Annotated in this window: 14 protein-coding genes; 2 read left to right on the top strand and 12 right to left on the bottom strand. The window is 66.9% G+C overall.

Going from position 1 to position 19,502, the window contains the following annotated elements:
* Nucleotides 1-109 precede the first annotated feature (109 nt).
* The 12 genes from KZJ41_RS06060 to KZJ41_RS06005 all read right to left on the bottom strand — a co-directional run bounded on the left by KZJ41_RS06060 (nucleotide 110) and on the right by KZJ41_RS06005 (nucleotide 16,948).
* Nucleotides 110-850 (bottom strand): SDR family NAD(P)-dependent oxidoreductase, encoded by a 741-nt coding sequence (locus KZJ41_RS06060; RefSeq protein ID WP_029541609.1) that lies wholly within the window; start codon nucleotides 848-850, stop codon nucleotides 110-112.
* Between the two features lie 7 nt (nucleotides 851-857).
* Nucleotides 858-2,381 carry a class I adenylate-forming enzyme family protein gene (locus KZJ41_RS06055; RefSeq protein ID WP_050036282.1) on the bottom strand — a complete coding sequence of 508 codons (1,524 nt, stop codon included), beginning with the start codon at nucleotides 2,379-2,381 and terminating at the stop codon, nucleotides 858-860.
* 88 nt (nucleotides 2,382-2,469) lie between these two features.
* Complete coding sequence (locus KZJ41_RS06050; protein WP_065922963.1) at nucleotides 2,470-4,104, bottom strand: FAD-dependent oxidoreductase; 1,635 nt, start codon at nucleotides 4,102-4,104, stop codon at nucleotides 2,470-2,472.
* Nucleotides 4,101-5,333 carry a 3-hydroxyacyl-CoA dehydrogenase family protein gene (locus tag KZJ41_RS06045; RefSeq protein ID WP_050034660.1) on the bottom strand — a complete coding sequence of 411 codons (1,233 nt, stop codon included), beginning with the start codon at nucleotides 5,331-5,333 and terminating at the stop codon, nucleotides 4,101-4,103. The genes KZJ41_RS06050 and KZJ41_RS06045 overlap by 4 nt, the downstream gene beginning before the upstream one ends.
* A complete protein-coding gene (locus KZJ41_RS06040) occupies nucleotides 5,330-7,567 on the bottom strand; it encodes a molybdopterin-dependent oxidoreductase (RefSeq protein WP_065922964.1) in 2,238 nt (745 codons plus the stop codon). The genes KZJ41_RS06045 and KZJ41_RS06040 overlap by 4 nt, the downstream gene beginning before the upstream one ends.
* Nucleotides 7,557-9,680 (bottom strand): molybdopterin-dependent oxidoreductase, encoded by a 2,124-nt coding sequence (locus KZJ41_RS06035; RefSeq protein ID WP_065922965.1) that lies wholly within the window; start codon nucleotides 9,678-9,680, stop codon nucleotides 7,557-7,559. Before KZJ41_RS06035 ends, KZJ41_RS06040 begins: the two co-directional genes overlap by 11 nt.
* Before the next feature lie 188 nt (nucleotides 9,681-9,868).
* Nucleotides 9,869-11,248, bottom strand: a complete 1,380-nt coding sequence (locus KZJ41_RS06030; RefSeq protein WP_065922966.1) for an MFS transporter — start codon at nucleotides 11,246-11,248, stop codon at nucleotides 9,869-9,871.
* 34 nt (nucleotides 11,249-11,282) lie between these two features.
* Nucleotides 11,283-12,848, bottom strand: coding sequence for a class I adenylate-forming enzyme family protein (locus KZJ41_RS06025; protein WP_006936345.1), 1,566 nt, complete (start codon nucleotides 12,846-12,848; stop codon nucleotides 11,283-11,285).
* A gap of 252 nt (nucleotides 12,849-13,100) precedes the next feature.
* Nucleotides 13,101-14,330, bottom strand: coding sequence for a CaiB/BaiF CoA-transferase family protein (locus KZJ41_RS06020; protein ID WP_065922967.1), 1,230 nt, complete (start codon nucleotides 14,328-14,330; stop codon nucleotides 13,101-13,103).
* On the bottom strand, nucleotides 14,327-14,989 hold the full coding sequence (locus KZJ41_RS06015; RefSeq protein ID WP_065922968.1) for a PaaI family thioesterase: 663 nt from the start codon (nucleotides 14,987-14,989) through the stop codon (nucleotides 14,327-14,329). Before KZJ41_RS06015 ends, KZJ41_RS06020 begins: the two co-directional genes overlap by 4 nt.
* A 10-nt stretch (nucleotides 14,990-14,999) precedes the next feature.
* The gene (locus KZJ41_RS06010) at nucleotides 15,000-15,767 is read right to left on the bottom strand and encodes an enoyl-CoA hydratase/isomerase family protein (protein WP_065922969.1); all 768 of its coding nucleotides are present in this window, start codon (nucleotides 15,765-15,767) and stop codon (nucleotides 15,000-15,002) included.
* The gene (locus KZJ41_RS06005) at nucleotides 15,764-16,948 is read right to left on the bottom strand and encodes a Rieske 2Fe-2S domain-containing protein (protein WP_006936358.1); all 1,185 of its coding nucleotides are present in this window, start codon (nucleotides 16,946-16,948) and stop codon (nucleotides 15,764-15,766) included. The genes KZJ41_RS06010 and KZJ41_RS06005 overlap by 4 nt, the downstream gene beginning before the upstream one ends.
* A 72-nt stretch (nucleotides 16,949-17,020) precedes the next feature.
* Here KZJ41_RS06005 and KZJ41_RS06000 point away from each other — a divergent pair, with 72 nt between their 5' ends.
* Both KZJ41_RS06000 and KZJ41_RS05995 read left to right on the top strand, forming a co-directional pair.
* Nucleotides 17,021-17,617 carry a TetR/AcrR family transcriptional regulator gene (locus KZJ41_RS06000; RefSeq protein ID WP_029541579.1) on the top strand — a complete coding sequence of 199 codons (597 nt, stop codon included), beginning with the start codon at nucleotides 17,021-17,023 and terminating at the stop codon, nucleotides 17,615-17,617.
* Nucleotides 17,618-18,015: 398 nt separating this feature from the next.
* On the top strand, nucleotides 18,016-19,497 hold the full coding sequence (locus KZJ41_RS05995; protein WP_050034655.1) for an aldehyde dehydrogenase: 1,482 nt from the start codon (nucleotides 18,016-18,018) through the stop codon (nucleotides 19,495-19,497).
* The last annotated feature ends 5 nt before the right edge of the window (nucleotides 19,498-19,502 follow it).

Below are 19,502 nucleotides of genomic sequence, written 5' to 3'. Positions count from 1 at the left end.
GCGTTTCTGGTAGCGAGAGCTACCAGAAACGCGCACGGGTGCAGGGGGCACGCAACAACGATGCGACCCGTGCCGATCGAATCGGCACGGGTCGCATCGTGGTCGCATCTCAGACGCCGACCGGACCACCCCGCCACACACCGATCTCCTCACCGGAGACGTCGGCGGCGTTGTCGCTCACCAGGAACGACACCGTCGAGGCGATCGACTCGGGCGGAATCGACGGCCAGTGCCTGGTCAGGGCCTCCACGCCGGCTTCGCCTCCCGACGACACGATGTCCGTGGCGACGAAGCCGGGCATCACAGAGTTGACCGTGATGCCGCGACGGGCCACCTCCACCGCCATCGTCTTGGTCATGGCTACGAGACCGGCCTTGGCTGCGGAATAGGCACTCATGCCGGGCGACGGCCGGCGCCCGCCCGACGGGCTGTTCACGAACACCACACGGCCCCAACCTGCGTCGTACATTGCGGGCAATGCGAAGTGTGTACAGTAGAACGCGCCGTTGAGATTGACCGCGATGACTTCGTCGAACTCGTCGGGGGACTGCTTACGGGCCGCACCGGCCTTGTTCATGCCCGCATTGTTGACGAGCACGGTGGGAGCACCCAGTCGGGCCGTCGTGTCGGCGATGAGCCGTTCCGCGTCGGCGGCTTTCGAGATGTCGGCCCGGATTGCCACGGCCTGTCCGCCGTCCGCGACGATCTTCGCGACTACGTCCTCGGCATCGCGCGCACTACGTGAATAGTTGACCGCGACGGCGAATCCATCGGCGGCGAGCCGCTGCGAGATGGCCGCGCCGATGCCGCGCCCCCCGCCGGTAACGACAGCAACTTTCTGCGGGTTCACCACTGGATTACCGGACCTTCTCGTAGTTGTCGGGCACATCCGCGAAGGCGTCGCGCAACTGGCGCTTCGCGATCTTCCCGCTGGGCATCCGGGGCAGCGGCTCGTCCATGAAGACGACGTAGCGCGGCACCTTGTAGTCGGCGAGACGCTCGTTGCAGAAGGCGACGACCTCGGATTCCTTCATCTGCGCGCTCGTCCTGACCAGCGCTGCCGGCGTCTCGCCGAACTTGGCGTCGGGGACGCTGATCACCGCGACCTCTTCGACCTCTGGGATCTGATTGATGACGGTCTCGATCTCGGCGGGCGAGATGTTCAGGCCACCGGAGATGATCATGTCCTTGAGGCGGTCGACGTACGTGAGGTAGCCGTTCTCGTCGAGCTTGCCGAGGTCGCCGGTCTGGAGCCAGCCGTCGATCAGAGTCGCACGGGTGGCCTCCTCGTTGCGCCAGTATCCCGGCATCATGCCCGGTCCGCGCAGCAGGATCTGACCGGTTTCGTTGGGCGGGAGGTCGTTTCCTTCGGGGTCGACCACCCGGATCTTCGTGAAGATGCCGCCCCACCCGCACTTGTCGGGGTGTTCCGCGGCTTCGTCCCGCGGCATTGCGGTGGCCGATCCGCCGATCTCGGTCTGACCGTAGATCTGCCTCAGGGACACCCCTTGGGCCTGCCACTTGTGCAGCAGGTCGACAGGCACGCGGGCACCGCCGACGTGTGCGGTGATCATGTGGCTCAGATCCGTGTCGGCAAATCCGGGCACCTTCGCGATCTGTTCGAAGAGAATCGGGGGCCCGGTCAGGGTGTTGGCCTTGTCCTCGGAGAGGACGCGCAGCGCCGACGACGGGTCGAATCCCGGCTGCAGGAACAAGGTTCCGCCGTGCAGCACGACACGCGAGATGCCCCAGACGATGCCGGCGGCGGTGAACAGCGGCAGCACCAGTACCGGGCGCAGACCGTTCGGCTGAATCGGTTCCATCAGCGACCACTCGTGCATCTCACCGGCAATCGTGGCGTGCGTGAAGATCACACCCTTCGGCTTCCCGGTGGTGCCGCTGGTGAACACGATGGCAGTGGGAGTGTCGAGATCGACGACCGGCGAGCGGTACTTCGCGTGTTCGCGGCCGCGCAGCGGGCGCACATCCTTCTCGAACACGGCGACCGAGAAGGTGTTGCGTGCCTGCTGGACCTCTTCGAGTCGCGGCAGCAGTGCCTCTTCGCAGTAGACCACGGAGGGTTCACAGTCGTCGACGAGGGTGGTGAGCTCGCCGGTGAGCATGCGCTGGTTGAAACCCACGGCGATGGCGCCGACCTTCATGGCGCCGAGCGAGGCCACGGCCCATTCCAGGCTGTTGGCACCGAGGAAGCCCACTCGATCACCCGGCGCGACGCCACGGGAGGCGAGGTCGTGCGCAACACCGTCTGCCCAGCTCGACAGCTCTGCGTAGCTGACGACATCGCCGTCGAAATCGATCGCGGGCAGATCCGGCTTCGACCGAGACCAGTAGGTCAAAGCGTCTACAACGGTGCCGCTCATGTAGCCCTCCATGAATGTGTGTCGTCGATGCGGGCCCACCTCGGTGAGGCGCAGATCACACCCGCCTGTTAAATCTAAAGGTTGTCGTTTATTGAGGCAAGTACGAATGGGCGTCCGCACCATGGGCGACGGCGCGCATCGCATCGACCTCGACCAGTTTCCGACGGGCACGGCCTTGGCGACGCCCCTCGGTACGTTCGTACCGGTCGATGCGCCGCCAGCCGTCGAAGCCGAACGCGTCCGGACAGCGCGTCTCGACGATCGCCGCCAGATCGTCGCCCGTGCGGCTCGGCCGCGACAGGAGGGCGCGTTCGTGGTCAGCAACGATCGCTTCGACGGTCTCGGCTGCGCAATATCGATTGGTCCCGATCACGCCGGTCGGCCCCCGCTTGATCCAGCCTGCTACGTAGACACCGGATATCGGACGGTTGCCGGCCGGATCGACGACGCGACCTGCGACGTTGGGTATCGTTCCGCGGACCGCGTCGAACGGCAGACCCGACACCGGACGGCCGCGATACCCCACCGACCGCAACACCAGAGACGCGTCGAGGTCCTCGCCGGGCCCCGCCTGGCCGTACGGTGCGATCCGCAGACCCTCGACGCGAGTGCCGCCGAGAATCTCGACCGGCGCGGCCTGGAAGCGTAGCGTGATCCTCCGCCTGCCCGGTTGCGGACGCCGGTGCGCGTACTCGGCGATCGTCTGCAGCTTGATCGAGGCGCCCTCCGGCGCGTCGTAACCGCCGTGGACGGTCACGTCCAGCTCGGGCAACGAGCCCAGCGCCAGCAGTTCCGGTGTCGTGAACGCCCCGTGCTCGGGGCCGCGGCGCCCGAGCACCACCACCTCCTCGATCGCGCTGCGGCGCAGTACATCCAGAGCATGCTCCGCGATGTCGCCGGGCACGAGCCGCTCGGGATCGCGTGCCAGGATCCGCGCTACATCCAACGCGACATTGCCGTTGCCGATCACCACGGCGCGACGCCCCGACAGATCGAACGTACGGTCGGCGTAGTCCGGATGCCCGTTGTACCAGGCCACGAATTCACGTGCGGCAAAGCTGCCCGGCAGGTCTTCGCCCGGGATACCGAGCTTCCGGTCGTCGGAAGCGCCGCCTGCGTGGATCACCGCATGGTGGTGGTCGAGCAGTTCGTCGACGCTGAGGTCACGTCCGACCTCCACACCGAGAAATGCGCGGAAGCCGTTGCGGCCGGCGGTACGGGCGAAGACCCGCTCGACGGCCTTCGTCGTCTGATGATCCGGTGCCACACCGAAGCGGACGAGCCCACCGACGACGGGGAGCCGCTCGAACATGGAGACCTCCACGTCGATGTCACGCCGTTTCAGCAATTCCTCGGCAGCGTAGAAGGCGGACGGACCGGAACCCACGATCGCCACCCGCAGCGGACCGGGCCGCTCGGCGACGACGACGGGCTCCTTCGGCACCTCCGTCGGGCCGGACACGGTCGGGTTCCCCAGGAAGTATGCGGCATTGAGATCCTTGTAGATCTCGGTCTCGGGTGTGAGATCGCTGTCGGGCGCGATCGCCTCCACCGGACACACGTCGGCGCACGCCCCGCAATCGATGCAGGTGTCCGGATCGATGTAGAGCATCTCGGTGCGCGCGTACTGCGCTTCGTCGGGAGTCGGGTGAATGCAGTTCACCGGACACACCGCGACACACGTCGCGTCGTTGCAGCAGGCTTGGGTGACTACGTATGTCATGGATACTCCGGTTGATCGTGTGCTTCCGAACTCTGTTCCGGCGGGAGGAAGCGGTGGCCGTAGCGGTCGGCAAGTTCGCGGGCGCGAGCCGTGAATCCCTCCGCACCACCGGTATAGGACCGCCGGAACGACACGACCCCACCGGTGTGCGCGGGGAATCCGATGCCGAGAACGGATCCGGTGTCTGCGTCGGCCTCGGAACCGATCACACCTTCGTCGAGACAACGCAGCGCTTCGATCACCTCGACGAAGAGCAACCGGTCGCGCATGTCGTCGACCGGGATACTCCGGGTCGTCCCGAACACGTCGCGAAGGCCGGGCCACAACCCGATTCGCGTGCCGTCGGTGTCGTACTCGTAGAATCCGCGTCCCACCGATCGACCGACTCGACCGTGCTCGTCGATCATCCGGTCGCGGACACGGTCCGCACCAGTCGCCCGCCACGCGCCGCCGGCGGTCCCGACAGCGGCTCGGTTCTCTCGCTGCACCGCGCGGTTGAGGGTCAACGTGATCTCGTCGAGCAATTGCAATGGCGGCACCGGGTATCCCGCTTCGAGCGCCGCACGCTCGACGAGGACCGGATCGATTCCTTCCCCGACCGCGACCATCGCCTCGTCGAGATAGGGCTGCATCACCCGGCTGGTGAAGAACCCCCGGCTGTCGCGCACCACGATGGGCGTCTTCCCGAGCTTCCGTGAGTACGTCAAGGATGCCGCGAGAGTGGTCTCCGACGTGCGCGTACCGGTGATCGTCTCCACCAACGCCATCCGGTCGACGGGCGAGAAGAAGTGCATCCCGACGAAGTTCTCCGGACGTGCCAGCGTGGATGCGAGGGTTGTGATCGGCAGGGTCGACGTCGTCGACGCGAGGAAGGTGCCCGGGTCGGTGACGGCCTCGACCGACTGCAGGACCTGTTGTTTGGCGGCGACGTTCTCCGCCACGGCCTCGACCACCAACGAGGCCGGCGCGAGGTCCGAAACCCGTTCGGTAGGCGTGATGCGGGCGAGCAACGCCTGTGAGACCGCCGTATCCGTCGTCCCGGCCTGCAGTGCACGCATTTCGCGCCGGTCGGCGTACGCCCTTCCGCGGCGCGCACCCTCGAGGGTCCGCGCAACGAGCACGACGTCGGCGCCGGCCCGTGCGCACGTGTACGCGAGGGCCGATCCCATCATCCCGGCGCCGACGACACCGATCGTGGTGCCGGTCAGAGCACCCGACTCCCCGGTCATGACTGCGGCCTTTCCACGCGGGTGACGTCGACGGGGAAACCGTTGAAGATCGGGGCGCCTGTCAGCGGTTCGACCACGGTGTCGTCGACCAGGGCATTGACGTTCGCACCGGGTGCAGCGGCCGAGCGAGTGGTGCGGAGACCACGGCCGTCGTGACCCCACCCGTGCGGCAGGCTCACCACGCCCTGACGCATCGCGTCGGTGATGCGCAGTTCGGCGACGACAGCGCTGGTCTTCGATGCGATACGCACCGTGTCGCCGTCCACGAGGTTGCGTGCGGCAGCGTCGAACGGATTCATGAACAGCGCACACTGACCTGTGTCGGGCTGTGGCAGCGCATTGTGCAGCCAGGAGTTCATACCGCGACGCTGTCGCCGGTTGACGAGGACCAGCTCCGGCACGGGTTGTGCCAGCGTGTCACGCAGGCGCGGCAGGTCGGCGGTCAACGCATCGGGGACGAGGTTGATCCGTCCATTCGGGGTCCGCAGCACCTCGGGGATTCGCGGTTGCAACGGCCCGTAGTCGATGCCGTTGGGATTGCGTTCGAGCAGTTCGAGGGTCAGTCCGCCGGGAACGGCACCGAACCGGTCGCCGTACGGGCCGCTGCGCAACCGCAGGTCCAGCAGCCGCTGCGGGCCGGTGCGGCCCGCGGTCGCCCGTACGACGTCGTCGAGTTCGCAGCCCGCGAGCTTCGCTGCGCGACGGATCGCTGTGGTGGCGACCTCGTCGTCGAGCTCGGTGACCGGCCGCTCCGGTTCGCCACGGACGATTGCCGCGAGGCGCAGCAAAATCTGCCACTCGGGGACCTGGCCCGGACTCGGCTCGAGCAACGGGGCCGTGTACCGGGCCACATTGCGCACCTGGAAGTGGGTGAGCGCGAGGTCGTGGTGGCCCCGCGTCGTCAGCGGTGGAGGTGGCAGGATGACATCGGCATAGCGGGTCGTCTCGTTGAGGTACCCGTCGATGCACACCATGAATTCGAGATCGGCCAGGGCGGCCTCGACAGCGTGGCTGTTCGGAAACGACCGTGCCAGGTTGCCGGAGATCGTGATCAGGCTCCGCACCTGTCCCGGGCCCGGGGTCAGGACTTCCTCGGCGAAACAGACCGCGGGGATCTCTCCCATCGCCTCCGGCATGTTCCGGACCCGCGACCGCCATCGGTCGAACACGAGCGGAGCCTTCGGGTTGGCGGGCCAGGTGGTCGGACCGCCTGCCGGTGGCACGGGGAACATCGCGCCCCCCGGCCGATCGAGGTTGCCGGTCACGATGTTGAGGATCTCGACCATCCAGTTGGCGACCGAACCGAACTCCTGTGTGCACGAACCCATCCGGGAATGGGCAACGGCCGAGTCGGCAGCGGCGAAATCCCGTGCGATCCGGCGGATCACGTCGGCGTCGATACCGCAGATCTCCGCGACCGCGTCCGGGGTGAACTGTTCTGTGAGCCGAAGGACGTCGTCCAATCCGTCGACGTACCCGGTCAGGCGCCCGGGCGCAGCAAGCCCCTCGGTCGCGATCACCGAGACGAGTGCGAGCAGGAGAAACGCATCGGTACCGGGCCGGATGGCGAGATGGAGGTCGGCGACCTCCGCCGTCCGGGTGCGCGCCGGGTCGACCACCACCAGGGTGCCACCGCGCTCTCGCAGCGCTTCCAAACGCCTCCCGATTCCCGGCGCGGTGACGGTGCTCCCGTTCGACACGAGCGGATTCGACCCCAGGATCAGCAGATACGACGTGCGGTCGATATCGGGGACCGCCATTCCGAGCCCGGTTCCGTAGAGCAATGCGTTCGCGTAGTTCTTCGGAAGAGTGTCGATGCTGGCGGGCGAGTAGACATTGCGGGTGCCGATCGCCGAGATCAGCGGCAACGTGTAGAACGACGGGTCCAGGTGGTGCGCGGCCGGGTTGCCCGAGTAGACAGCGCAACTGTTGGGGTCCGCCGCGATGATCGGAGGCAGTCGCCGACCGATCTCGGCAAACGCCTCGTCCCACGTTGCCTCACGGAAATCGTCCCCGTCGCGGATCAACGGAGTGCGGATGACGTCGGGGTCGTTCTCCAGTTGCCCGAGGCCCAGCCCCTTCGCGCAACTGTGCCCTGCGGTGAACACGTCGTCGGGGTTCGGCCTCACCGACGTCACCGTGCGTCCGCCGAGTTCGAAGAGCAGACCGCACGTCGCTTCGCACAGCGGACAGATGCGTGCGCCTACCGTCGTGGCGGAAGTGTCAGTGAGCACCGGCGGGGACCTCCGATTCGACGGCCACCGGCACCGCAGTCATCACCGGCATCGCGTTGATGTTCTGGACTCGGTCGTAGCCGGTCAGGTCGTTGACATTGCTGCCGACTCCGCGGGGGTCCGCGTCGGCGTCGGACGCACCCCAGCAGTGGGTCATCGAGACCGTGCCCTGTCGGACGGTGGGGTCGGTGTGTGCGACAGCCCGGATGCGGCCGTGGGCCGAGCGGATGCGCACGATGTCGCCGTGTTCGATGCCGAGCTGCCGCAGGTCCTGCGGATTCACGTGTGCGGGGTTGTAGCCGAAGCGTGCGAGCCCGCTGACATCCCGGCCCACCGAATTCATCAGCTCCCGCATGCGGCGCACCGTCAGCCGCATGGTGAGCCCGCGTTGTGGCGTCGACTCACCCAGTGCAGCAGCGATTTCTGCGCTCACATCGTCCGGGCACAGGGCGAGGCGATGTTCGGACGCTCCTTCTGCGGGCGGACCGACCACCTTCTCCTCCGGAGGCGCGAGCGTGCCGCGTCGTGCCGACATCACTTCGTCCATGGAAACGCGCCCGCGTTCTGCGAACATCGCGAGCATTTCGTCCGAGGTGGGCGGCACGTCCGGATCGAGCACCCGCCCGGCGAACTTCACCGTGTGCCCGGCCGCAGAGGCAAGGCGGAAGAAGAACTCCCAGTCCTCGATCACGCCTGCGGGCGGAGCCACGAGTCGTGGTGTGTATTGCGCGAAGGGCCGGGCGAAGAAGAACTCCATCAGCAAGGTGTGGTCGGGTCGCTCGTACGCCATCGTCGGCGCGATCACATAGTCGGCCAGCCGGGCGGTGTCGGACATTCGCGTGTCGACGCAGACCAAGAGCTCCAGCTCGCTCAGTGCACGTTCGGCCTTCTCCCGATCCGGCAGGGCCCGCGCCGGGTTCCCGCCCGAGACCACCAGTGCCCGCACCCGGTCGGCGCCCGGCTCGAGGATCTCGTCGGCAAGAATGCCCGACGGCAGCTCGCCGTTCATCGTGCCGATCCCGCCGATGCGGCTGCGGAACCCGGATTCCCAGGTCCGGTACGGCGGACGAACCTCCGCCTTCAACGGGGTCGTCCGTGCGAGAACGTTGCGGTTGGGTGTCACCTCGCCTTCGCGGAGGTACCGACCGCAGACGACGTTCAGGCACGCGGCCAGGTGTTCGGCGACATTGGAATGCGGGCCCATGCACACCCCGGTGCCCGTTGTCGCCATGCCCCGCCGCCCCGCCGCGAACATCCGGGCCGCGCGGATGACATCGGCGGCCGGCACGCCCGTCACCGCTTCGGTGTGCGCCGGTGTCGCCGGTGCGACCGCCGCGCCGAGCTCCTCGAGGCCGTCTGCGAAGCGCTCGCAGAACCCGTGATCGTGACAACCCTCGGACAGGATCACGTGCAGCAGTCCTGCGAACAGTGCGGCATCGGTGCCGGGGCGGAGCTGCAGGTGCAGGTCCGCACGAACCGCAGTTTCGGTGCGCCGAGGATCGACGACGATGAGCTTCAGCCCTCGCTCGCGCGCCCTGCGGATCGTCACGGACGGGTTCTGAGTGATCGCGCCGTCCCCGTCACCGCCGTTGAGCGACACCATCGGGTTCGTGCCGGCCAGCAGCCACACGTCCGCGGTGTCGAAGCGCTGGCGCCCGCCGAGATACTCCCCCATCCGCGACTGCACGATCCACTTGGCGGACTGATCGATCGTCATGGTCGAGAACAGTTTCCGGGATCCGGTGGTGCGGAACCACGCCCGCGCCATCGGGCCGGTCAGCGCCGCGAAGTTCTGCTGGGTTCCCATGAACAATGCCAGTGCGTCCGGACCGTGCTCCCCCGTGATCGCTTCGAGGCGCTCGGCAATCTCCGCGATCGCGACCTCCACCGGGATGGGCTCGAAGTTGCCGCCGGGGGTGCGGCGCATCGAGGTGGTGAGCCGATCCGGCCCCTGATGGAAGTCGCCACCACGACGTCCTTTCGGACACGAGTAGCCGCCCGACAACGGGTGCAGTCCGTCGCCGACGATGCCGAGGATCCGATCGCCGTCGACCTCCACCCGCACCCCGCACGAGGCGGGGCACAGGCGGCAATAGGACAACTTCACCGGCACTGTCCGCTCCGTCCGCTGTTCGGCAGAGGCGATGGGCTCTGCAGGATGTGATGATCGTCACCGACGTCATCGCAATCTAACATCTGTAGGTAAATGGCACAACATGAGCCTGTTGCGGCGGCCACGAACGGCAAACGGTTATTCACCAGCAGAACTCCATGCGGTGAATAACCGTCAACCGCGTAGGGCTATTCGGCTGCAGCCATGGTGTGGGGTGTCGTAGCGGTCTCGGAACGGCGGTTGCTCTGCACTCGGCGATTCCGGATGGACATGACCCCGAGAGTCACGACAGCGAGCAGCGTCGGCACGATCGTGAGGAGGAAGATGCTCTGCGCACCCAACCCCGCCGCGATCAGAAGCGCGCCGACCGCCGGACCCGCGATCGAGCCGATTCGCCCGATGCCCATTGCCCAGCCGACACCCGTCGCGCGGACCGCAACCGGATACACCGTGGCTGCGATCGCGATGATGCCGGCCGAGCTACCGGACATGCCGAATCCGACGAAGAAGACCGCCAGCAGCAGCAACCATCCGCTGCCGAGAAGCATCGCGACCAGCGCAGTGAACACGGCTCCGAGCGTGTAGCCCGCCATCACCACGACGAAGCCGTTGCCGATCCGGTCGGTGATCCGGCCGAATGTCAGCGCACCCGTCATCCCGCCGAGGTTGAACAGCGACGCGGCGAGCAACGCGGTCGATGCACTCCGACCGCCTTCGCCGAACAGCGTCGGCATCCAGCTGAGCAGAAAATAGATGACCAGGAAGTTGATGACGAACACGCCCCACAACAGGACCGTGTCGACCGCGCGGCCGCCCTGGAACAGGACGCTCACCGGCGACTTCGTCACGGTCGACGTGTCCTGCACGAACCTGGCCGTGGCGGTGACGCGTGCGTGGGGCGCGATCTCGTCGACGATGTGCGCGGCCTCCTCGTTGCGGCCTCGGGCAACGAGGAACTTCACGGATTCCGGCAGCCACCGCATCGCCACAGCCATCAAGATCAGCGGTAACACGCCACCGACGACGAACAGCGCCTGCCACCCGAACTTCGGGATGAGGAACGCGGCCGCGAAACCACCGACGAAGCCACCCAGCGACATGCCCGCGACCGTCACGGTCACCATCGTCGCCCTCATCCGGGCAGGACTGTATTCGCTCACCATCGCGATGAGATTCGGTGTCACACCGCCGAGGCCGAGACCCGCGATCACGCGCAGCACGATCAGCGCCGTCATGGAGGTCACCAGCGCGGTGGCGAGCGTGAACACCGCGAAGATGACAGTGCACACCATGATGATCCTGCGGCGGCCGTAGCGGTCGGCCAGCGGCCCGAAGAGCAGGCTGCCCACGACCATCGCGCCGGTACTCAGCGCGAGCGCGAAGCCGAAGGACGCGGGCGACAGTCCCCAGTCCGCCGACATGGCAGGAATGACGAACCCGATGAGTTGTGCGTCGATGCCATCGAGGATCGCGAGACCGAGGCACAGGGCGAGGACACGCTTCTGCAGGGATGACAGGGGCGAGTCGTCGATGATCTTGGTGATGTCCACATCGCGGGTACTGCTCACGGTGCGTGTCCTCTCGGAGAAGGGGAAATGAACCTCAGGACCGGGACGTCGCGGCATCCGCCGACTGCGCCTCTCGGGGTACCGGGATCGCATGGGCCGGCGGCGTCTGAAAGCGCTCTCGGAGAACAGCCTTCGCAAGCTTGCCCGAGAAGGTGCGCGGCAGCGGTTCGTCGAGCGCGAGCGCCACCGCGGGGCGCTTGAATCTGGCCAGGTTCCCGCTCGCGACGCACGCGATGTCGGTGACGATGTCGTCCGCCGGCCGTTGACTGTGGAACACCACCATCGGGACCTCACCCCATCGGTCGTCCTTGACGCCGATCACCGCGAGGTCGACCAAGCCGTCGATGCCGTGCAGCGCCTTCTCGATCTCGGCCGGGTATACGTTGAGTCCACCGGAGATGAGCATGTCCTTGCGGCGGTCGACGACCTTGAGGAAGCCGCCTTCGTCCTGCAGGCCCAGATCGCCGGTGCGCAACCAGCCGTCGACAAGCGTGTCCGCCGTCGCCTCGGGCTTGTTCCAGTACTCCCGCATGACGTGCTCGCCGCGCACCAGAATCTCGCCGACCTCGTTCGGTGCGGCGAAGCCACCGGCGATGCTGCCGATGCGCACCTGGGTGCCGGCCAGGGCCAGGCCGGCGAAGCCCGGCCGGGTACGAGCGTCCTCGTAGTACAGCGTCGAGACCATTCCCGAGGCCTCGGTCAGTCCGTATGCCTGGGTGAGCGGCACGCCGCGGCTGTTGTAGAAGTCGAGCAGGTCCAGGCTCACGGGTGCGCCACCGGCGCCGGCGAACGTGAATTTCGCGAGCTTGCGGGTTCCGAAGTCCGGGAGCTGGGCCATGCGCTCCCAGATCACCGGCACTGTTGTGGTCGCGGTGACCTGCTCACGCTCGAACGTGTCCAGGGCGATCGCCGGATCGAACTCGCGCAGCAGCACCATCGTCGATCCCGGCAACACCACGAGCTGCATGAAGATCGACAGGACCGAGCCGGTGTAGACGAGGGGCGCCGAGCACATCACGCGGTCGCGGCGGGAAATGCCGTGGCTGAGCACCTGCGCGATACCGGGCGCGAGTGCGCTGCGATGTGTGACGAGCGCACCCTTCTGTATACCCGTGGTGCCCGAGGTGTAGCAGATGAATGCCGGATCGGACGCCTCGATGTGAACGTCCGGCACGTTTCCGGGGTCGAGCAGCGTCTCGTATGCACGGTGGTCGCTTCCCCCGATCGCGAAGATCTCGAACTCGGTTTCGGCCGCTGCCTCCTCGAGCAACGGAGCCAGCTCGTTCTCCACGATCACGACCCGCGGCGCCGAATCCACGAGCATCGGAGCCAGTTCCTTGCCGAGCAGTCGGAAGTTGAGCGGGACGCTGATCGCACCGAGCTTGAGTGTCGCGAGGATGACGTGCGCCAGTTCCGGTCGATTGAGCATCATCACCCCGACGCGGTCACCCTTACGAACGCCCCGGGCGGCGAGGCCACGGGCCAGCGCGTCGGTGACTGCGTCCACCTCGGACCACGTCTGGGAGGTGTTGCCGAACACGATCGCCTGCTGGGCGGGACGAGTCTTGCCCCAGTATCGAACCAGATCGGTCAGATTCATTGTCGTCTCCTCATGCTCGCCGTGGCGGCGTACCCCGCTCTCGCTCACGGCGGTGGGGGTGCGGCCCGCGCCGGGCCCGTCCACCCGATTCGGACGCGCCTCCGTCGGGCGGCGCGTCTGGAGTTGCTGCGCGACCGTCGGGCCGGATCACCCACCGAGGCGGTGTGTGATCGCCGTCACCGAGGTCGCAGTTAATCTAACATCTGTAGATAGTTGGCACAACAGAATGCGGGGATTCCGACCTTGCCGCCCCTACCCGCGCGAGATCGGTCCTATCGCGTCGGAATGGTCGGATACACTGCGTGTTAACACTTTTCGGAGGACTTCCGCTGTGTCCGCCCCGAGCTCCGGCGGTAGCGACGGCGCGAACTTCTCATCCTGCACCCGGACCGGGCTCACCACGAACTCGAGCTCACCCACTCCCTCGTACTCGACGCGGTACGTGTTCGCGCGACCGGCGAAGTGTGGATCGGCGATCATGTCCCGGACGCTGTTCACCGGTCCACCCGCGATGTCGTGCGCGAGGAACAGCGCGACCCACTCGTCGCGGGTGCGCTGCAGGAAGATCTCGCGAAGCTCGCGGTATACACGGTCGGCGCGCGCCGGCGCTTCCGGATCGGTACCCGCCAGATCGATCTCAAGCAGATCCGGCCGGTCGACGGCCATGCAGAAGTTGCGCCAGAACTTGTCGACGTGCGAGCCGAACAGCACGGCCTCGTCGTCCTTCGTGCGGTACGCCTCGAGTCGCGGCCAATCGGGCAGCCGTCCGTCCGGCAGCCACGTGGGGCGATGGATGGATCGATCCTTGTTGAGTTCGGCATCGACCAGGTCCGGCATCCACGACGCGGCCACGTCGATGCCCGCCACCTCGAGCTTGCAGCCGCGACCGGTGCGATCGGCACGATGTACCGCTGCGAGCAGGCCCATCGCGCCGTAGGCACCCAGCGCGTACATCGCGATCGGCGCAGTCGTGGACCCCGCGATCCCGTCGGTCGGCGGTTCCTCCGGTGTGCGCACGTCGCGCAGCCCCGCGTACGCATCGAACACAGGACCCCCGGTCCCGAGCCGGCTGTAGGGCCCATCGGATCCCATACCCGAGACCGTGCAGAAGACGATCTTCGGATTGACCTCTCGCAGCTGGTCGTAGCCGACACCGAGCCAGTCGAGGTAACCGCTGCGCATGCCCTCGACGACCGCGTCACACGTCCGGGCGAGATCGAGGAAAGCCTGCGCGCCTTCGGGGGACCGCAGGTCGAGTGCAACGCTCTTCTTACCCCGGTTCCACCTCAGATGCATGAACGACGGACCGTCCTGGTCGCCGATCGCGCGGCTGCCGCCGATGCGCACCGGATCGCCGAGCGGCCCTGATTCGATCTTGATGACTTCGGCACCCAGGTCGGCAAGGTGCCCACCGACCGATGCGGGCGCCAGTTGTGCGACCTCGAGGATGCGCATGCCCTCGAGCAACGAGTAACCACTCATACGTCTCCTCCTTCGGAAATATTGAGCGTCTGTTCGGGTTTCAGTTCCACCCAGAGTCCGTCCGCATCGGCGACGAGCACATCGCCGTTGTACATGGTTCCGCGCATGAACCGCTTGCGTCCGTCCTGTCGCAGGTACTCCGCCTCCACACGGAGTTCGACGTCGAGTGGGGCAGGCGCCCGGAAGTTCACGTTCAGATAAGCCGTACGCGCCCAGGGACGTCCGGAATCATTGGCCAGCCGGGCCATGATCTCGTCGAAGATCAGCGGTGTGACACCACCGTTCATCGCGTAACGACCGGCATGGAAGCGCCCGACCGTGACCCGCCCACGAGCGGTCGTTTCCGTCACCGCGTCGATGTGCAGCGGCGGCGCCAGGGCCTGTCCCCGACCGGCCAGATCCCAGCGATGACCCGCGATCTGATCGTCCTCGCCTACCTCGAGTTCTTCCAATCGCTGTGCAACAGAACGCAGTGTCCCGGCGATACCCGACGCGGCGGCAGGGTCGGGACGCGACCGCGTGAAAGCCTCCTGTACCGCACGGACTGCGGCGACCAGCTCGGCGAACTCGTCGCCGGCCTCGACTGTCGGATCGAACGGATCGTTCCAGTCCGGATTCCAGATATCGATCGGTGCGTTCGGGCGTAGCGAGACGTCCATGATGCCCCTTTCAGTCGGTTCCCGCACGGGCACCGAAGAATTCCGTGAACATGTCGCCGATGGGGCGAGGGCGCAGCGCGGTGCGTGCGACCGCGTTCTCGCGGTCGTAGCGGCTGCGCAGATCCTTACCATGCCCGGCGAGCAGAAGCGATTTGATCTCCCGGACCGCCTCGGGCGGTTGCGCTGCGATCTGCGCCGCGGCCTCCAGCGCGGTCCCGAGAACGTCACCGTCACCTGCGTATCGGGTGAGCAGGCCCATCCGATATGCCTCGTCGCCGGCGACGGGACGCGAGGTCATGAGCAGATCTCGCGTCTGTCCGGCCCCGATCAAGGTGTCGAGCACCCAGGTCAGGTTCGCACCACCGTACTTCGCCGCAGTCACGGTGAATTGTGTCGACGATCCGCCGACCCGTAGGTCGGAGCAGACAGCGAGCAGTGTCCCGGCGCCGTACGACACGCCCTGAACTGCCGCGATCGTGGGCTTGGCGAATTCGAGATACCGCCAGAGCAGTTCCTCGCGCTCGAGCATCGCCTCCAGGTTCGCGTCCGACGACAGTGCCGCGAGTTCCTGCAGGTCGTACCCTGCAGAGAAGGCGCGCTCACCGGACCCGGCGATCACCACGACCCGGACGGCGTCGTCGCACGCTGCACGGGTCAGCGTCTCGTCGAGTGCCCGTTGCAGCGACAGCGAGATCGCGTTGTGTACCTCCGGACGATTCAACGTCAGTTGCAGTACACCCGGTGCGGGAGACGATTCGAGCAACTCACGCGAGGTCATGTCGTCACGCCGGCCTTCTTCCGCCGCTCCTCCGCGATCGCAGCGGCATCGCCCGAGATCATCTTGTGGAAGACCTGCCCAGGCAGTTCGTTCCGTCCGTAGACGAGTTCGTCCACCTGGCCGTGCGCGACGTTGTCGGTGATCGTCTTCGTGACGAACCAGTCCTCCGCGTGGAGAGTCTCCATCAGGAGTTCCCAGTTCTTCTCGAGTACCCGCTTCTCCCGGGGAGTCGTGGGTTCGGCCGGAGACAGCAACCGGATGGTGCAGTACGAGACGTTGGGATCGTCGACGTCGGGGACGATGGTCCAGACCTCGAAGTGATTCGGCTCGGTGACCAGCATCGTGCCGGGATAGATCGTGTAGTTCGCGAGCGAGTAGTCGCGGACATCGAAGGAATCCGGATCCGCATCGCGAACCTCCGTGATCGCCTTGCGCGCCACAACGATTCGCCACGACCTGTCGACGAGATCGAAGGCCGTGATGTTGCCCTCGAGGAAGTTGCACACGGTCTTGGTGTGCAGCTGGCACAGATGGTAGGAGTCCTGCACGCCGTCGACCGCGATCTTCCAGTTCATGTCGAGCTTCCAGGTCTCCTTGCGGACCTGGAACGACGTGGCAATACCGGTGTCGGCGACCTCGGCGTCGTGCTTCTCACCGAGCACCCTCGCGATGTCCAGTTCGGCACCGACCGTCGGCACGACCCAGACGAGCCCGTGCCGCACCTCGCACGGGAACTCGACCAGCCCGTACTGCGATCGATCCAGGCCGTCGAACCCTTCGGCGTGAGGCATTCCCCGCAGCGCACCGTCACGGCCGTACGCCCAGTTGTGGTAGGGGCAACTGAAGAGGCGCTTGCATCCCGATTCCTCGAATTCGACCTTGGAACCTCGGTGCCGGCACACGTTGGAGAACGCCTTGACGCTGCCGTCGGACTGCCTGATCACCAGCAGCGGCGTGCCGATGAGCTCGGTGGTGACGAAGTCGCCGGTCTTCTTCAGCTCGTCGATGTGCGCCACGATGTGCGGAAATCGGCGCACGGCGTCACGCTCGAGGCTCGCCAGTTCGGGGTCGTTGAACACGGAGAACGGAACACGAAGCATCTCGTCCGCGTAGTCGGTGCTGTTGTTGTCGACGTGCGCGATCAGGCGCCGAGTGAGGTCGATCTTGTCTTCACGCTGCATGACCCCAGCGTGGCACATGAGACATGTGGCGTCTAGTGTCTTATCCAGATTACCCGGCGGTATGGTGCATGCGTGGCACACAAGACGGACACCGAGACCACGGACGTCGGCGCAGCGATCCTTGTCGCCGCCGAATCATGCTTCGAACAGTTCGGTATCACGAAGACCACGATGGCCGACGTCGCGCGAGCTGCAAACATGTCCCGGGCGACCGTCTACCGCTACTTCTCGGACCGCGAATCGCTCATTGTGGCGTCGATCGTCCGCCGCGCACGGATGAACATGGAGCCGTGGCGAGTGCGCATCCGGAATTACCCGACATTCGGCGAACGGATCGTCGAGGGCCTGTGCGCCAATATCCGCCGAGGCCTCCGCGACCCGATGATCCATCTCCTCGTTTCCCCCGCCGAGGCAACACTCGCCACAACCCTGCTCGCGACCTCGGGCCGTGCCGTCCAACTCACCCGCGAACTGTGGGAGCCGATTCTGCTCGAGGCCCGGGAGTCCGGAGAGCTTCGCGCCGATGTCGATCTGGACCTGCTCTACGAATGGCTGTCGGAGATCGAGATGAACTACATCAGTGCGCTCGGCGCCAGTGCGGGCTCGCTCGACCGGTTGCGGGCGAAGCTGTACGCGTTCGTCGTGCCGTCGCTACTCGCCCGCCCGTAGACCCCGCGGGACCACCACTCCCCATCCACGCCGCGCGATCGGGCGTTCCCCGCCCGCTCCGGGCCGATCACTCGACCCCGTGGGGAGCCGGCTCCGGAGGAGCCGCCGAGGCCCGGGGCCGCGGCGTACCCACGCCGGGGACCGACCGTCGTGCCGTGCGCCGACTCGTGCCCAGTCCCATCGTCCGGCCCCTCCGCACGCGTGCCGCTTCGCCGGGCGACGCGGGGCATTGCGTCACGCACTTGTCCGAACTATAGTCCAGACAACTGTCCAGACAAGGGGCACCCGAGGCACGCAGCGAAGGCGTCAGCATCGCGTACCGACCGGTCCCCGCCATGTGCGCATCCGAATCTCCTACTACACCTGACACTTTCCAATCTCCAGAACGGAAACGTCCGATGTCCCTGATTCCCGGCGACAGCTCGGCTCTGCTCGTCGACGGCAAGCTGGTTCCCGGCTCCGGCGGCACGTTCGAGGTCGTGAACCCGGCCACCGCGGAGGTGCTCGGCACCGCCGCCGACGGCACCGCCGCCGACATGGACGCCGCGATCGAGGCGGCCCGTCGCGCCTTCGACACCACCGGCTGGTCCCGCGAGCACGCCTTCCGCGCCCGCTGCCTGCGTCAGCTCCGCGATGCGCTGCGCGGCCACATCGAGGAACTGCGGGCGATCACCATCGCCGAGGTCGGCGCACCCCGGTTCCTCACCTCCGCCGCCCATCTCGAGGGCCCCGTCGACGATCTCGGGTACTTCGCCGACCTGGCCGAGAACTACCCGTGGCAACAGGATCTCGGCAATGCCGCGCCGATGGGCATCCCCACCCACCGCTACGTGCTCCGCGAGGCGGTCGGTGTCGTCGGGGCGATCACACCGTGGAACTTCCCGCACCAGATCAACTTCGCCAAGCTGGGTCCCGCGCTCGCCGCCGGCAATACGGTGGTGCTCAAGCCCGCGCCCGACACCCCGTGGTGCGCCGCGGTCGTGGGCCGGATCCTCGCCGAGGAAACCGACATCCCGCCGGGCGTCGTGAACATCGTGACGTCGAGCGACCATGCCGTCGGCGCCCTGCTCGCCACCGACCCGCGGGTGGACCTCGTGTCGTTCACCGGCTCCACCGCCACCGGACGGTCGGTGATGCGCGCCGCCTCGGAGACGCTGAAGAAGGTGTTCCTCGAACTCGGCGGAAAGTCGGCGTTCATCGTGCTCGACGACGCCGACCTCGGAGCCGCATGCTCGATGGCCGCCTTCACCGTGTGTACCCACGCCGGGCAGGGCTGCGCCATCACGACCCGTCTGCTCGTCCCCCGGAACCGCTACGACGAGGCGGTCCGCGTCACCGCCGACGCCCTGCGCGGCATCCGGCCCGGCGACCCGAACGAGCCCGGCACGGTGTGCGGTCCGCTGATCTCCGAGCACCAGCGCGCACGGGTCGAGGGCTACCTGCGGCTCGCCGTCGAGGAGGGCGGGACGATCGTCGTCGGCGGCGGCCGTCCCGCCGAGCACCGGCGTGGCTTCTTCCTCGAACCGACGCTGATCGCCGGGGTCGACAACACCGCTCGCGTCGCCCGGGAGGAGATCTTCGGGCCGGTCCTCGTGGTCCTCCCCTACGACGGCGACGACGAGGCGATCCGCATCGCCAACGACTCCCCCTACGGCCTGTCCGGAGCCGTCTGGGGCACCGACGAGGACCGGGTCCGCCGGGTCGTCGAGGGGGTCCGCACCGGCACCCTGGGCGTCAACGGAGGCATCTGGTACGCCGCCGACGCTCCCTTCGGCGGCTACAAGCAGTCCGGAATCGGCCGCGAGATGGGTGTGGCCGGATTCGAGGAATACCTGGAGACCAAGCTCGTCGCCGAACCGGCGGCGAAGCAGAGAGGCTGACGAAC

The sequence above is a fragment of the Rhodococcus sp. 11-3 genome (genome assembly GCF_023704055.1).
Taxonomy (GTDB): Bacteria; Actinomycetota; Actinomycetes; order Mycobacteriales; family Mycobacteriaceae; genus Rhodococcus; species Rhodococcus aetherivorans.
The sequence above is the reverse complement of the archived record's forward strand: the minus strand, read 5'-3'. Positions and strand labels throughout refer to the sequence as shown.